Source organism: Haloactinospora alba, assembly GCF_006717075.1.
Classification (GTDB): domain Bacteria; phylum Actinomycetota; class Actinomycetes; order Streptosporangiales; family Streptosporangiaceae; genus Haloactinospora; species Haloactinospora alba.
In genome coordinates, this window is record NZ_VFQC01000001.1 from 376,570 (window position 1) to 391,462 (window position 14,893).

The following is a 14,893-nucleotide window of genomic DNA, read 5'->3' on the forward strand; positions in this document are numbered from 1 at the left end:
CGGGCCTGAGGCCCGCCCCGCAGTGGTCAGAGTACGCTCGTCCTCACTGTTCGGACGCGCGGTTCTGCTCCCCGCCCGACGACGGTTCTCCCATCGGGGAGGTGGAGGCCGAGCGCGCCGCCTGCTGCGGCGGCTGTTCCGCGGTGGGCTGCTGCATCGCGTCCGACCGGCCCGCCTCGTAGCCGCCGGTCTCCCGCAGCCGTCCCGTCTCCTGTTCCGCCATGTCGAGCCAGCTCGCCCAACGCTGCTGCATCGGGCGGACGAGCCCGCCGCCGACACCGACGACGAGAATGCCGCCGACCGTGGCGAGTACGGCGATCAGTACCGGCTGTGTCACCGTGGTTGCCACGCCGATCTGGTTCAGCGCGGCGATGGCCCCCAGCGCCACGATGGCGACCCCGGCGACGTTCGCCAGGAACCGCCCGTAGCTGAGCCCGCTGAGTGCGCCCGAGATCAGGTCGCGTGCGGCTCTGGCGATCATTCCGGCTACCACCACGATGACCAGCGCCACGATCGCGTGCGGGATCCAGGCGATGACGCTGTCGAGCAGCTGGGTAACCGGGTTGTTCGGGCCGAAGGTACTGAAGGCGAGCTGCAGGACGACGAGCAGCCCCGCATAGTAGACGATCTTCCCGCAGAGCTCACTGGCCGTGTACCGGCTGCGCTCGAAGTACTCCCCCACGCCGCTGCGGTTCAAACCGCGATCAAGCCCGACGCGGGAGAGTCCCTTACCCACCATCTTTCCTATGAACTTGGCGATGAGCCAGCCGATGACCAGTATCACCAGGAAAGCTGCGAGTTTGGGAACAAAGGACGCGACAGCACTCCACGCGTCGGTCAGTCCCTGCCCGATATCCATGTCGTTTCACCCCCGATGGCGCCCCGCCGGTACTCGGGATCCGGCCCCCGCTGTACGCCCGGCGAAACCGCGACGGATCGCTTCTCTACCGCGATTACCCGTTATTCGACCAGCCGAATCATCGGAAAGTGGTGAGTTGATTACGTAAAGTGCTTATTGGGGAGAGTATTACCCCCGTTTGGGGAAGGGGCGGGGGTGCGGCCCGAACCGCCGTCAGCTGCGGGCCAGGTCCCAGCCGCTGATCCCCCGCCACGCCAGACGCGCGATGAGCTGTTCGGCCGCCTCCTTGGGGATCGAACCGTAGCTGCTCAGCCAGTAGCGCGCGCTCGTCTCCGCCATGCCGACCATGCCCATGCTCAGCAGGTGCGCCTCGTCGTCGGAGACGCTGGTGTCCTGACGGATGACCTCGCCGATGAGCTCCGCGCAGCGCTGCAGGGTCTGCTCGGTCTTCTCCCGGACGGCGGGAAGGTTGCGCAGGTCGGACTCGAAAACGATCCGGAAAGCCTCGCCCTCACCCGCGACGAAGTCGAAGTAGGCCTGGAAACTGGCGGTGACGCGCTGCCGGTTGTCCTCAGTGCTCTCCAGAGCCTCGCGTTGTTTCTCCACCAGCGTCTCGGAGTGCTCCTCGAGCAGCGCGAGGTACAGTTCCAGCTTCCCCGGGAAATGCTGGTAGAGCACGGGTTTGCTGACACCCGCCCGGTCGGCGATCTCGTCCATCGCCGCCGCGTGGTACCCCTGGGCAACGAAGACCTCCTGCGCCGCGGACAGCAACTGGCGCCGGCGTGCGGAGCGGGGCATTCTGGTTCCGCGTGGACGGGCGTCTGACGAAGCTGTCACACCCACACCCTTTCGAACTCACGGTGGTGCGAACACCACACTCGACGTTGCGTGCTGGACAACGCGCCCCGGCCGTGTGCCGGTGCTGGTGATCCAGCGCATACCCCACCATCCTACGCGGAGGTAGGTTATGTCCCATCGGGACCAAGGGTTGTTCGATGGACGCCTCTCCTACTGCACGTCGCCCCGGCACCGCGCCGGCGGCGTTCTCGTCAGTCGACCGGACTCCGGGGCGAAACCGCGCCGGAGCGGCTAACGGTACTCGTCCTCGTCGATCTCCACCTCCTGGAGCTGTTCCATCGCGTCGGCCTCGGAGACCTCGCGGCTGGCGTCGAGCAGCGCGCCGCGTTTCCAGTCGGGCGTCTCGACGAGATCGGCCTCCTGCTCGGCGTGGTCAGCCTCGGGCGACTCCAACGGCTGCTCCTCGGCGGCGTCGGTGTCACGGTCGGTGTCGGCCTGCGGTTCGTCCCACTGCGGTTCGGATGTCACACGTCCCCCTGCATATGTCGCGGACACTCCTCACGGTACTGCCTCGTATCCACTACCCAGCGTTGGCGTTCCCGCCGGGGCGGCGGAGCCCGCACCCGCCCCGCGGGGACGGGCGGAACCCCGGGTGCCGCCCGTAGCGCAGGGAAAAGCGGTTCCTAGGATGGGAATTCCGACCCCCATCCGGCTGGTTGGGTACGAGTGAAAGCTCGTCGCGCCCCGCTGCGGTTCCCTCCCGGAGAGCACCGGGACGCGACGCCAACGAGGACTGCAGAGGAGCTGCTGTGTCGCTGCCGCCGCTGGTCGAGCCAGCCGACGAGCTGACTGTCGACGAAGTGCGCCGCTACTCGCGTCACCTGATCATCCCCGATGTGGGCATGGACGGACAGAAGCGCCTGAAGAACTCGAAGGTGCTGGTCGTGGGCGCCGGCGGACTCGGCTCGCCGGCGCTGCTGTACCTCGCCGCCGCGGGCGTGGGCACGCTGGGGATCATCGACTTCGACGCTGTGGACGAGTCCAACCTGCAGCGTCAGGTCATCCACGGGCAGAGCGACGTGGACCGGTCCAAGGCGGAGTCCGCCCGTGACTCCATCCGCGAGGTCAACCCCAACGTCGAGGTGGTCCTGCACGAGGAGAACCTCGACTCGGAGAACGCGTTCCGGATCCTGGAACCCTACGACCTCATCATCGACGGTACGGACAACTTCCCCACCCGGTACCTCGTGAACGACGCCGCCGTCCTGCTCGGTAAGCCCTACGTGTGGGGGTCGATCTACCGCTTCGACGGACAGGCGTCCGTGTTCTGGGCCGAACACGGCCCGTGCTACCGCTGCCTGTACCCCGAGCCCCCGCCGCCCGGCATGGTGCCCTCCTGCGCCGAGGGCGGCGTACTGGGCGTGCTGTGCGCGTCGATCGGTTCCATCCAGGTGAACGAGGCCATCAAGGTACTCGCGGGCTTCGGCGACCCGCTGGTCGGCCGGCTGATGATCTACGACGCCCTGGAGATGAACTACCGCACGGTCAAGGTGCGCAAGGACCCCGAGTGCCCGCTGTGCGGAAAGAACCCCACGGTCACCGAGTTGATCGACTACGAGGCGTTCTGCGGCCAGGTGTCCGACGACGCGCAGCAGGCCGCCGCCGACTCCACCATCACCGCTCCGGAGCTCAAGCAGATGATGGACAACGGCGAGGACTTCTACCTCGTCGACGTCCGGGAGAAGCACGAGTACGACATCGTCAACATCCCGGGCTCCGTCCTCATCCCCAAGGGCGAGTTCCTCAGCGGTGAGGCGTTCGGCAAGCTCCCGCAGGACAGGAAGCTGGTACTGCACTGCAAGTCCGGCGGCCGTTCCGCGGAGGCGCTGGCGGCCGCGAAGGAGGCGGGCTTCACCGACGCCCAGCACGTGGGCGGCGGCGTCCTGGCCTGGGCGAACCAGGTGGACACCAGCCTCCCCACCTACTGAGGACCGTCCTCCGGCCGGGAACGCACGCCGCGACCGGGCGCCTGGCCGGAGTAGGTATCCCCGCCGAGCTGGGTAGTACTCCCGACGAGAGGCGAGCCGCGCGTCTGGGAGGTGTGCTATGCGGGGGCACTGGCAGGACTGGGTGGCCGTCGCTGCGGGGACCGCCGCGGTGGTCAGCTGGTCGTGGCACGGCATGGTCGGGCCCGCGATGGCGGCCCTGTTCGTACTCGGCGTCCTCACCGTGTTCAGCGGGTTCCTCTCGGTCACCCACTCCGGGGTGTTCGCCACGGAAGCCGCCATGGTGGGGCTGGGGGTGCTGATGTTCCTCATCCCGTGGCTGCTGGACTTCACGGCCAACCCGGCCGCCGCCTGGACCTCCTGGGTCCTCGGTGCCGCCATCGCCCTCGCGGGCGTGGCGAGGGCCGTGGCCGCGGGCATCCCGACTCCCCACCGCGCGGTTCCGCACTGACCGGGAGTCGGTCGCGCGGGGCGGAGGCCGTTATGCTCGTGCCGTGTCCGAGTCCTCCCCTGGCCGACGGTACGGAGCGCCGCGCGGCGGCGCGCACCTCACCGACTACGCGGAACGGGTGCTGGACGCCGTCGAGCGCATCCCGAGCGGACGGGTCCTGTCCTACGGCGACGTGGCCGAGTACGTGGCCGAGGGCGGGCCGCGTCAGGTCGGCGCGGTGATGTCCGCGTGGGGCGGCGGTGTGTGCTGGTGGCGGGTCATCCGCGCCGACGGCAGCCCTCCGCCCGGCCACGAGACCCGCGCCCTGCGGCACTACGCCGAGGAGGAAACCCCGATGCGCCCCCGCTCGCCCCGGGTGGACATGTCCCGGGCGCGCTGGGACGGGAGTTAGGTGTACTGCCGGGGGCGGGACCCTTTGGCGCCGGTGCGGCGCGCGACGTGAGGCGTGTCCACCGGCGGGGCCGGGAATCTCACGCCGCGGCCACACCCCCGACGTGGCCGCGGCGGTTTTTCCACCGCCGGCGCGCACGGCGGGCAGCGACCCCTCCGTGTCTGATGGACTGGGGACGTGAACGCGACCCCCTATCGCCTGGTGCGGCGTGTCGCCCCGAGAACGCCGCCCGTAGAACTCGACGAGAACCAGCAGCGCGTCGTCTCCCACAAGGGAGGGCCGCTGCTCGTACTGGCAGGTCCCGGTACGGGCAAGACCGCCACGATCGTGGAGGCGGTCGTCGACCGCATCGAGAACCGCGGCGTCGACCCGTCCCGGCTACTCGTGCTCACGTTCAGCCGCAAGGCGGCCCAGGAGCTGCGGGAACGCATCACCGCCCGGTTGCGCCGGACCACCCGTGAGCCGCTGGCGCTCACCTTCCACAGCTACGCCTACGCCCTGATCCGCCGGGAGTTCCAGCGGGGCGGCGATCTCCCGCCCCGGCTGCTGTCCGGGCCGGAGCAGCTCATGGAGATGCGGGAGCTGCTGGCGGGAGAGGCCGCGGACGGTGCGCCGATGTGGCCGCCGCGGCTGCGCCCTGCCCTGCAGACCCGCGGTTTCGCCGAGGAGTTGCGCGACTTCCTGATGCGCGCCCAGGAGCGCGGGATCGGGGCACCCGACCTGGACCGGCTGGGCCGCGACCACCAGCGGGACGACTGGGTGGCCGCCGGCGACTTCCTCGACCGCTACACCGGCCGGTTCGACATCGCGCCCGTTCCGACCTTCAACTACGCCGAGCTGGTGCGGGTGGCGGCCAACCTGCTCAACGACCCGGAGGTGCAGGCGCGCGAACGCGCCGCGCACGAAGTGGTGTTCGTCGACGAGTACCAGGACACCGACCCCGCGCAGGAGGAACTGCTGCACGGGCTCGCGGGGGACGGGCGGGACCTGGTGGTCGTCGGCGACCCCGACCAGTCGATCTACGGGTTCCGGGGTGCCGACGTGCGCGGCATCCTGGAGTTCCCCTGGCGGTTCCGGACACTGGACCGGGACCCCGCGCCCGTGGTCGCGCTGCGCACCTGCCGACGCAGTGGTTCCGCGCTGCTCGCGGCCTCCCGCGGGGTGGCCCAGCGGTTGCCGGCGGCGCCGGCGCCCGGTGCCGGACCGGTCAACTCCCACCGGGACCTCGAACCGGCCCAAGACGGCTCCGCGGCGGGCGACGTACGCGTGCTGCTGGCGGAGAACACCACCCAGGAGGCCGCCACCATCGCCGACACGCTGCGCCGTGCCCACCTGGTGGAGGGCGTGGCCTGGTCACGGATGGCGGTCCTGGTCCGTTCGGCCAAACGCCAGATCCCGGTGCTGCGCCGCGCCCTCTCCGGGGCCGGGGTTCCGGTCGCGGTCGGTGGGGACGAGCTTCCCCTGGCCGCCGAACCGTTGGTCCGCCCCCTGCTGCTGCTCGTCCGGTGCGCGCTGCGGCCGGAGACCCTGGACGAGGACGCCGCGCGGGAACTGCTCACCAGCCAGTTCGGAGACGCCGACACGGTGGGGCTGCGTCGGCTCGGTCGGGCGCTGCGCCGACTGGAGCTCGACGCGGGCGGCCAACGCAGCTCGGCGGTGCTGCTGGCCGAGGCGTTGCGCGACCGGCGGGAGCTGACGATGATCGACCCCGACGTGGCCGCCCCCGCGCAGCGGATCGCCGAGTACCTGCGTGTCGTGCGCGAGCGCGCGGACGACGGCGCCTCGGCCGAGGAGGTCCTGTGGGAGGTGTGGCAGGCGAGCGGGCTGGCCGACCGGTTGCTGCGCGCCAGCCAGGCCGGGGGGCGGCGCGGGGCCGCCGCGGACCGGGACCTGGACGCCGCGGTCGCGCTGTTCGAGAGCGCCGCGCGTTACTGCGACCGGCTCCCGCCGGGAGCTCCGCTGGGTTTCCTGGACGACCTGCAGGCGCAGGAGATCCCCGGCGACAGCCTCGCCGAGCGGGCACCCGAGGGGGAGGCGGTCCGGATTCTGACGGCGCACCGTGCCAAAGGCATGGAGTGGGACCTGACCGTGGTCGCCGGAGTCCAGGAGGGCGACTGGCCCGACCTGCGGCTGCGCGGCTCGTTGCTGGGTGTCGAGCAGCTGGTCGACACGGTGGCCGGGAACAGTGACGAATCCGGCGCCGCGGTGGCGTCCAAGCTCCTGGACGAGGAGCGGCGCCTGTTCTACGTCGCTGTCACCCGGGCGCGGAGAACCCTCGTCGTGACGGCGGTCGGCGGCGCGGACAGCGAGGAACGGCCCTCCCGGTTCCTCGCGGAGCTCGGCGGCACCCAACCGGAACGTGTCAGCACGGGGCGCCGCTGGCTGTCCCTGCCCGCGCTCGTCGCGGACCTGCGTTCCGTGGTGACCGACGGCAACCGTCCCGAACCGCTGCGCCGCGCGGCCGCCGCCCACCTGGCCCGGCTCGCCGACGAGGGGGTGCGCGGTGCGGACCCGGACGAGTGGCACGCCCTCACCACCTTCTCCGACGAGGGGCCCCTCGTGGAGGAGGACGGCACCATCCGGGTGTCCCCCTCCCAGGTGGAACGGTTCTCCACCTGTCAGCTCCGTTGGCTGCTGGAGAACGCCGCCGGTGCCTCCTCGGCCGAGGTCTCCTCGGCGGTGGGGAGCATCGTGCACGCGGTCGCGGTGCTCGTGGCGCACGGTGCGGACATGGACGACATCCGGCGGCGGCTCGACGGGATCTGGCCGCAGCTCGACTTCGGCGGCGTGTGGTTCGCCGGCAAGGAACGGGAACGGGTCGACACCATGGTGGACAAGCTCCTCACCTGGCACGAGGCGGACGAACGGGAACTCCTCGCCACGGAGGAGGGGTTCAGGGTCGACGTCGGCGGTGTCGAGATCACGGGGCGGGTGGACCGGCTGGAGCGGGACGCCCAAGGGCGTGCCGTCATCGTCGACATCAAGACCGGCGGCCAGCACCCGAAGAAGGAGGAACTGGCCCGCCACCCCCAGCTGGGGGTGTACCAACTCGCCGTGCTCGAGTCGGCGTTCTCCCAGCTCGGCCTGTCGCAGCCGGGTGGGGCCTCGCTCGTCCAGCTCGGTGGCGACCTCGTGAAACCCAAGGAGCAGCGCCAGGACGCGCTCGCCGACGACCCCGACCCGGAGTGGTCCCGGAGGCTGGTCACCCACGTCGCCGCGGGCATGTCCGGTGCCAGGTTCCAGGCGGTCCGCAACGCCTACTGCGACTCCTGCGCCGTCCGGTCGAGCTGTCCGGCACACGACGAGGGGAGACGTCCGTAACGGGCCCCTCGGTCGCAGGAGCCACGGGCACCCACACCACCAGGAAGGAGGACGGCGCTTCCTCCCCGCCCAGAGCGGGGTAACCGCGCCAACCATTCGATGACGACGGTCCGGGACGCCGAACCGGGCGAGAGGCCCGGTCACGGAGCTCTCAGTCCGGCTGACCTCGCGCTGCTGCTGGGGCAGCCGGAACCTACGGCCGAACAGGCGGCGGTGGTGTCCGCCCCGCTCGGACCGGCCGTCGTGGTCGCGGGAGCGGGATCGGGCAAGAGCGAGACCATGGCGAGCAGGGTTGTCTGGCTCGTCGCCAACGGGTACGTGCGCCCCGAACACATCCTCGGCCTCACGTTCACCCGCAAGGCCGCCACGGAGCTGGCGGAACGCGTCCGCAACCGGTTGGACCAGCTGCGGGAAACGCAGCAGGTCCCCGCCGGCCTCCTGGACGGCGACCCGGACGTCTCCACCTACAACTCCTACGCCGCCCGGCTCGTCAGCGACCACGCCCTGCGCGAGGCCATCGAACCCGCCACGCGGCTCCTCAGCCCGGGCCAGGCGTGGCAGCTCGCCGAACACGTCGTACGCGGCTACGACGGCCCGATGGACGCGATCACCGTCAAACCCGACACCGTGGTCAGCCGGGTGCTGGATCTCGCGGGGGAGCTCTCCGACCATCTGCGCGAGCCGGACGACGTCCGCGACGTCGGCCACTGGATCGCGGAACGCGTCGAGGCGCTGTCCGTCGACACCCTGACGAAGAAGGAGCAGGAGAAGACCCGCCGGCTGGAGGCGACCCAGCGCAAACGCGAACAGCTGCTGCCGCTCGTGGAGCGCTACAACACCGCCAAAACCAGACGTGAGGTGATGGACTACGGCGACCAGGTGGCGTTGGCGGCCCGGATCGCCACCCGGCACCCCGGGGTCGGTGAGCTCGAACGCAGCCGCTACAGGGTGGTGCTGCTGGACGAGTACCAGGACACCAGCCACGCGCAGCTGCTGCTGCTGCGCGCCCTCTTCGGCGGGGGACACCCGGTGACGGCGGTGGGCGACCCCTGCCAGTCCATCTACGGATGGCGCGGCGCCAGCGCGGGCAACCTCGCCGGGTTCGGCACCGACTTCCCCCAGGCCTCCGGTGATGCCGCGCCGGTACTGCGCCTGGCCACCAGCTTCCGCAACGGCGAACGGATCCTGCACGCCGCCAAACGCGTCTCCGAACCGCTGCGCGGGGCCGCGCCACCCGACTCCGGAACCGCCGCCGGGGCGGAAACCGGCACCAGCGCGGCCGACGTGCCGGTGCTGCAACCCGGGCCGGACCGGCACCAGCGCGGCACGGTGGCCTGCGCGCTGTTCCACACCGAAACCGAGGAGGCGGAGTGGCTCGCGGACACCATCGAGACCGCCCTGGAGCAGCCCGCCCGCCTCGCGCCGGACGGGGCGCCGTGGCCCGGTGGAGGGGAAACGCCCCTGTCCCCCAAGGACGTGGCGGTCCTGTGCCGCAAACGCTCCCAGTTCCCCCTGGTGCGCGAAGCGTTGGAGAAGCGCGGCGTACCCGTTGAGGTCGTGGGGTTGGGCGGCCTGCTCACGGTGCCCGAGGTGCGCGACATCGTGGCGACCCTGCGCGTCCTGCACGACGCGACCGCCGGAAACGAACTCGCCCGGCTGCTGACCGGGCCGCGGTGGCGCATCGGCCCCCGCGACCTCGTCGCGCTCGGCGGCCGGGCGACCGAACTGGCCAGGGAGAGCCGCCGCGACCTCACCGCCGAGGGAGCCACCGGAGAGGAGGACGAGGCCGAGGACCTGCTGCAGCGCACCGTACTCGACCTCACCGCGGAGAGCGGGAGCCTCGTGGACGCGCTGGACGACCCGGGGCCGGCCGAACGGTACTCCGCACTCGGCTACGAGCGGCTCACCGCACTGGCCGCCGAACTCCGCGGGCTGCGCAGGATGGTCAACCAGCCCCTGCCGGACCTCATCACCGAGGTGGAACGCACCCTCAGCCTGGACATCGAGGTGGGGGCCCGCACCGGCCGGGACCCGATGGCGGCCCGCTCCGACCTGGACGCGTTCGTCGACGCCGCGGTGCGTTTCGTCGGAAACAGCGACGACCCCACCCTGGCCACGTTCCTGTCCTACCTGCGCTCCGCCGAGGAGGCGGAGCAGGGACTGGCGCCGGGCGAGCGGGTCGGGGAGAGCGACACCGTCAAACTCATGACGATCCACGGGGCCAAGGGACTGCAGTGGCCGGTCGTCGCGGTTCCGGGCATGGCGGGCGGGCCTTACCCGGTGTTTCCCACCACCCCCCGCGACCTCGGCGGCTGGGTGACCCGGGAGAGCAAGCTCCCGTTCTCGCTGCGGGGCGACTCCGGCGGTCTGCCGAGTCTCGACGACGTCGACCGGGACAGCCTCGAACGGTTCCTCGCGGCCGACAGGCAGCGCCATCTGGCGGAGGAACGGCGGCTGGCCTACGTAGCCGTCACCCGCGCCTCGTTCGCCCTGTTGTGCAGCGGCCACTGGTGGGGCCACGCGGCGGCGAGCAAACGCGGCCCCTCCACCTTCCTGACCGAGGTGCGGGAGGCGTGCGACACCGGTGCCGGGTGGGTCGCCCGGTGGGCCGACCCTCCCGAGGAGGGGGAGCACAACCCGCAGATCACCGAGTCCGAGCCGGTGGCGTGGCCCCAGCACGTCGACGAGTACGAGGAGTCGGCGGCCGAACGCCACCGCCGGACGGTCGAGGGGGCCCAACTCGTCGCCCAGGCGCGGGCGCGGGATGAGGACGGGATTCCCGAGGGGCGGAGATGGCTCGACTCCCTGGAACGCGCCGAGACACCGCCCGCCATGCGGCGCCGGCTGGAGGGGTGGAACCGCGACACGGAGTTGCTGCTAGCCCACCAGAACGCCGAGGCGGACGCCACCGGCAGCATCCCGGTGGAGCTTCCCGCCCACCTTTCGGTGTCCTCCCTGGTGGCGCTGGCGCGTGACCCCGACGGCCTGGCCCGCCGCATCCGCCGCCCCCTACCGCGCCCGCCCGCGCCGCACACCCGTCGCGGCACCGCCTTCCACACGTGGCTCGAGCAGCGGTACGGCCAGCAGAGCCTGCTGGACCCGGCCGAACTGCCCGGTGCCGCCGACGAGTCGGCGGCCGAGGACCCGGACCTGGACGAGCTGCAACGGCGGTTCGAGGAGAGCGAGTGGGCGGGGCTCACCCCGTTGGACGTGGAGGTGCCGTTCGAGACCATCATCGGCGACCGGTTGGTGCGCGGGCGGATGGACGCCGTCTTCCACGACAGCGGGAGCGGACGTTACGACGTGGTGGACTGGAAGACCGGTCGGGCCCCGGCGAACGAGCGGGAGCGCTCGGCCGTGGCGGTGCAGCTGGCCGCCTACCGGAGTGCCTGGGCGGAACTGGCCGGGGTGCCGTTGGAGGACGTCCGCGCCGCCTTCCACTACGTCCGCTCCGGCGAGACGGTCCGCCCCGCCGACCTGCTCGACGCGGACGGACTCGCGGCCCTCCTCGACACGCTGCCGCAGCCGGAATGAACGGTTCCTCACCCGGTTACCGGCCGGCTCCGTCGCCTGCCCGGCCGCCCACGCCGCGCCCCAGCGCCAGGGCGGCGACCGCCGCGGCGGAGACCCAGGCGGTCTGGGCGAGGGGAGTCCCGACGACGGGGGAGGCGGCCAGAACGTTGCCCACGACGGTGACCACCCCTACCGCCCCGGTGACGCGCCTCGGGTGGGTGGCCGCGACCTCGTACAACACGACGGGCAGGACCACCAGAGCTCCGGCCGGCCACGGCCACAGCGCGTCCGGCGGCGTTCCCACCGTGGCCACGGCGAACAGTGCGAGCAGTACCCCGGCGGTGACGATCCGCCAGGCCAGCAGCGGTGTGACCGGCAGCAGCGCCAGCGGTAGCCCCGTGACGAGCCCCAGCGCGGCGGCGAGGTCGGCCGGTAGGATGTGGAACCGGTCGAGCTGGACAGCGGACAGGGCCGCCACTCCGCTGCTCAGTCCGAACAGCGCGATCCAGGCGAGGACGGCCCCCGCGCGGTGCCACCGCCCCGCGGGCCACTGCGGTCCGCCGAACACCCGGGGAACCCCGCCGGGCCTGTCGGGCGGGGCACGCCACAGCGCCTCCAGGAGTCCTATCGACAGCGAGGCCGCGACGCCGCGCCAACCGGCCCGCCCGTCCCTCCGGCCCGGGGTTCCCCCCGTGCCCTGGCTCGGCTCGTCAGTGGCCATAACCCGCCAATGCTCCGTCGACGCTGCACGGCTAGCCTAGGACGCGCGGGCCCGTTGTGGTCGATCTCCCCGGCGCCACGCCGTGTCCGTCCGCGTGGCGCGGCCCGCGGGCCGCGCCGGGGAACGGCGGCCACCGCACACGGTCCCGCCGCGGCGGCGTCGTCCCTCGAGGGGTGTCCGAGCGCAGTACCGTGGCTGTGGCGGCTGCCGCTCCACACGACACGCGACCGAGGCTGCCACCGGCACGGCACACCCCTCTCCCGTGCGGCACACGTCCCGGTCACGGGTACGGGCGCGACCAGTCGCGGACGGACGGCAGAGCCGGCTGCGCCCCCTCGGGACACAGCCGGCGCGGCCGACCCCGGGGTCGGCCGCAGGTAGCGGCACACACGGAAGGACCGGCCAGAATGGAAGCGCGCACCTACATCGCCGAACACCGGGACGAGTTCCTCTCCGCCCTCAAGGAGTGGCTGGCGATCCCGTCCGTGTCGGCCGACCCCGACCGGGAGGGGGACGTGCGCCGGTCGGCGGAGTGGCTCGCCCGGCACCTGTCGGAGACCGGATTCCCCACGGTGGAGACGTGGGAGACCGCCGGGAAGCCGGCGGTCTTCGCCGAGTGGCCCGCCCGGGACCCGAAGGCCCCGGTTGTGCTCGTCTACGGCCATCACGACGTGCAGCCGGTCGAACCCCGCGACGCCTGGAACACCGACCCGTTCGTCCCCGAGGAGCAGGGGCAGCGCCTGGTGGGACGCGGCTCCTCGGACGACAAGGGGCAGGTGCTGTTCCACACGCTCGGGCTGCGCGCCGGGCTCGCTTCCGCTGGTGACACCGCCCCGCCGGTGACCGTCAAGCTCATCGTCGAGGGCGAGGAGGAATCGGGCTCGCCCAACTTCGCCGCGCTGCTGGAACAGAACCGGCAGCGGTTGGGCTGTGACGTGGTGGTCGTCTCGGACACCACCATGTGGTCGGCGGACACCCCGTCGATGTGCGTCGGTATGCGTGGAATGACCGACTGCCGCATCGACGTTTACGGCCCCGAGACCGACCTGCACAGCGGATCGTTCGGCGGGGCGGTGCCCAACCCGGCGAGCGCAATGGCCGACCTGCTCTCCGGCATGCACGACAGCGACGGCCGCGTCGCCGTCCCCGGCTTCTACGACGACGTCGTCGAGATCGATCCGGCCGAACGCGACATGATCGCCCGGCTCCCCTTCGACGAGTCGCGGTGGTTGCGCACCGCGAGCAGCGCCGCACCGGCGGGTGAGGCCGGATACAGCACCCTGGAACGGCTCTGGGTGCGCCCCACGGCGGAGATCAACGGCATGTGGGGCGGACACACGGGTGCCGGCCGGAAAACGATCGTGCCCAGCTCCGCGCACGCCAACGTCAGCTTCCGGCTGGTGCCGAACCAGGAACCGGCACGCGTCCAGGACCGGGTGCGCGAGTACATCCGGGCGAACCTGCCGGCCGGCCTGCGTTCCGACGTGGAGTTCAACGGCCCGGGGGTGCGCCCGTGCGCCTCGGACACCTCCTCGGCTGCCGTGCGGGCCGCGCGGTCGGCGATGAGCCGCGCGTTCGGAACCGAGGTGCTCTACACCCGGGAGGGCGGCAGCGGCCCGGAGGCCGACATCGCCGACATCCTCGGCGCCCCGCTGGTGTTCGTCGCTGTCGGGTTGGACGAGGACGGCATCCACGCCCCCAACGAGAAGGTGGAGATCCCACTGCTGCTCCGTGGTGCGGAAAGCGCCGCCTACCTGTACTGGGAACTCGCCGCGGCACTGCCGGAATGACCCCTGTGCCCCCGCCCTGTTCCAGGAGCGGCCCGAAACGACCACCAACAGGACCCGGAAGGAAAAATGCCCTTATCACACGTGACACCGGCACTGTCGCGCGGCGCCGTCGACATGGCGGGGTACCGTCGTACCGACCAGGAGTGGCTGACGAAGGCGTGGGCGGACCAGAACAGCCGCGTCCTGGTGCTGGAGAGCGGCGACGCCCGTTCCTACGGGTGGGACGCGTTGCGCGCCCGCCAGTCCCGGACCCTGGTCACCACCGGCTCCGACGGTCGCCCCCGCCTGGTGTTCCGTTCACCGGAGGAAGCTCCGGAGGGTGAGCGCTACCTGCTCGGTGTGGACGCGGACGAACGCGCCTACTTCGCGGTGCGCGCCGACGCCGGGAGGTCGCTGGAGGAGCCGCAGGGGACCCGCGCGTCCTCGCTGCGGGACGTGGGGGCGCTACTGGACGACCGGGACGCCGGGCTGCTGACCCATGCGGTCGCCCTGGCCAACTGGCACGCCACCCACCGGTTCTGCCCGGGGTGCGGAAACCCGACCCGGATGACGTCGGCGGGTCACGTGCGGTTCTGCGACACGGAGGGTCTCGAACACTTCCCCCGCATGGATCCGGCGGTGATCATGCTGGTCCACCGGGAAGTGGACGGGGTGGAACAGTGCCTGCTGGGACACAACCCCAAGTGGCCCGGCAGCAGGTACTCGGTCCTGGCCGGTTTCGTGGAGCCGGGTGAGTCCCTCGAGCAGGCCGTGGAGCGGGAGGTCGCCGAGGAGGTCGGCGTAGCCGTGGGGGAACAGGAGTACGTGGCCTCGCAGCCGTGGCCGTTCCCGCGCAGCCTCATGCTGGGCTATCTGGCTCGGGCGGTGGGAGACGCCGAACGTACCGACGGTGAGGAGATCACCGACGTGCGCTGGCTGACCCGTGCTCAGTTGTACCGGGAGGCAGCGGACGGAACGGTCGTGCTGCCCGGGTCCGCCTCGATCGCCCGCAAGCTGATCGAGTACTGGTACGGGGGTGAGCTTCCCGGCGAGTGGGCGTGACC

General features: G+C 71.7%; 11 protein-coding genes. 7 read left to right on the forward strand and 4 right to left on the reverse strand.

Features of this window, described 5'->3' with window-relative positions; genetic code table 11:
- Positions 1 to 43 precede the first annotated feature (43 nt).
- The 3 genes from FHX37_RS01760 to FHX37_RS01770 form a co-directional block, all read right to left on the reverse strand.
- Positions 44 to 859 (reverse strand): mechanosensitive ion channel family protein, encoded by an 816-nt coding sequence (locus FHX37_RS01760; protein ID WP_141921725.1) that lies wholly within the window; start codon positions 857 to 859, stop codon positions 44 to 46.
- A 213-nt stretch (positions 860 to 1,072) separates the two neighbouring features.
- The gene (locus FHX37_RS01765; RefSeq protein WP_141921726.1) at positions 1,073 to 1,657 is read right to left on the reverse strand and encodes a TetR/AcrR family transcriptional regulator; all 585 of its coding nucleotides are present in this window, start codon (positions 1,655 to 1,657) and stop codon (positions 1,073 to 1,075) included.
- A gap of 291 nt (positions 1,658 to 1,948) precedes the next feature.
- The gene (locus FHX37_RS01770; protein ID WP_141921727.1) at positions 1,949 to 2,185 is read right to left on the reverse strand and encodes a hypothetical protein; all 237 of its coding nucleotides are present in this window, start codon (positions 2,183 to 2,185) and stop codon (positions 1,949 to 1,951) included.
- Between the two features lie 281 nt (positions 2,186 to 2,466).
- Here FHX37_RS01770 and moeZ point away from each other — a divergent pair, with 281 nt between their 5' ends.
- From moeZ to FHX37_RS01795, 5 genes are all read left to right on the forward strand, one after another.
- Positions 2,467 to 3,645 (forward strand): adenylyltransferase/sulfurtransferase MoeZ, encoded by a 1,179-nt coding sequence (moeZ, locus tag FHX37_RS01775; RefSeq protein WP_141921728.1) that lies wholly within the window; start codon positions 2,467 to 2,469, stop codon positions 3,643 to 3,645.
- Between the two features lie 118 nt (positions 3,646 to 3,763).
- On the forward strand, positions 3,764 to 4,114 hold the full coding sequence (locus FHX37_RS01780) for an SPW repeat domain-containing protein (protein ID WP_141921729.1): 351 nt from the start codon (positions 3,764 to 3,766) through the stop codon (positions 4,112 to 4,114).
- 43 nt (positions 4,115 to 4,157) lie between these two features.
- Positions 4,158 to 4,505, forward strand: a complete 348-nt coding sequence (locus FHX37_RS01785) for an MGMT family protein (protein WP_141921730.1) — start codon at positions 4,158 to 4,160, stop codon at positions 4,503 to 4,505.
- 177 nt (positions 4,506 to 4,682) lie between these two features.
- On the forward strand, positions 4,683 to 7,826 hold the full coding sequence (locus FHX37_RS01790; protein ID WP_141921731.1) for an ATP-dependent helicase: 3,144 nt from the start codon (positions 4,683 to 4,685) through the stop codon (positions 7,824 to 7,826).
- A 99-nt stretch (positions 7,827 to 7,925) separates the two neighbouring features.
- A complete protein-coding gene (locus FHX37_RS01795; RefSeq protein WP_141921732.1) occupies positions 7,926 to 11,360 on the forward strand; it encodes an ATP-dependent helicase in 3,435 nt (1,144 codons plus the stop codon).
- A gap of 16 nt (positions 11,361 to 11,376) precedes the next feature.
- On the opposite strand, the gene FHX37_RS01800 is transcribed toward FHX37_RS01795, so the two are convergent.
- Positions 11,377 to 12,060 carry a hypothetical protein gene (locus FHX37_RS01800; protein WP_141921733.1) on the reverse strand — a complete coding sequence of 228 codons (684 nt, stop codon included), beginning with the start codon at positions 12,058 to 12,060 and terminating at the stop codon, positions 11,377 to 11,379.
- 407 nt (positions 12,061 to 12,467) lie between these two features.
- On the opposite strand from FHX37_RS01800, the gene FHX37_RS01805 reads away from it, so the two are divergent.
- Both FHX37_RS01805 and nudC read left to right on the forward strand, forming a co-directional pair.
- The gene (locus FHX37_RS01805; RefSeq protein ID WP_141921734.1) at positions 12,468 to 13,850 is read left to right on the forward strand and encodes a dipeptidase; all 1,383 of its coding nucleotides are present in this window, start codon (positions 12,468 to 12,470) and stop codon (positions 13,848 to 13,850) included.
- A gap of 66 nt (positions 13,851 to 13,916) precedes the next feature.
- The gene (gene nudC, locus FHX37_RS01810; RefSeq protein WP_246062033.1) at positions 13,917 to 14,891 is read left to right on the forward strand and encodes an NAD(+) diphosphatase; all 975 of its coding nucleotides are present in this window, start codon (positions 13,917 to 13,919) and stop codon (positions 14,889 to 14,891) included.
- Positions 14,892 to 14,893 lie beyond the last annotated feature (2 nt).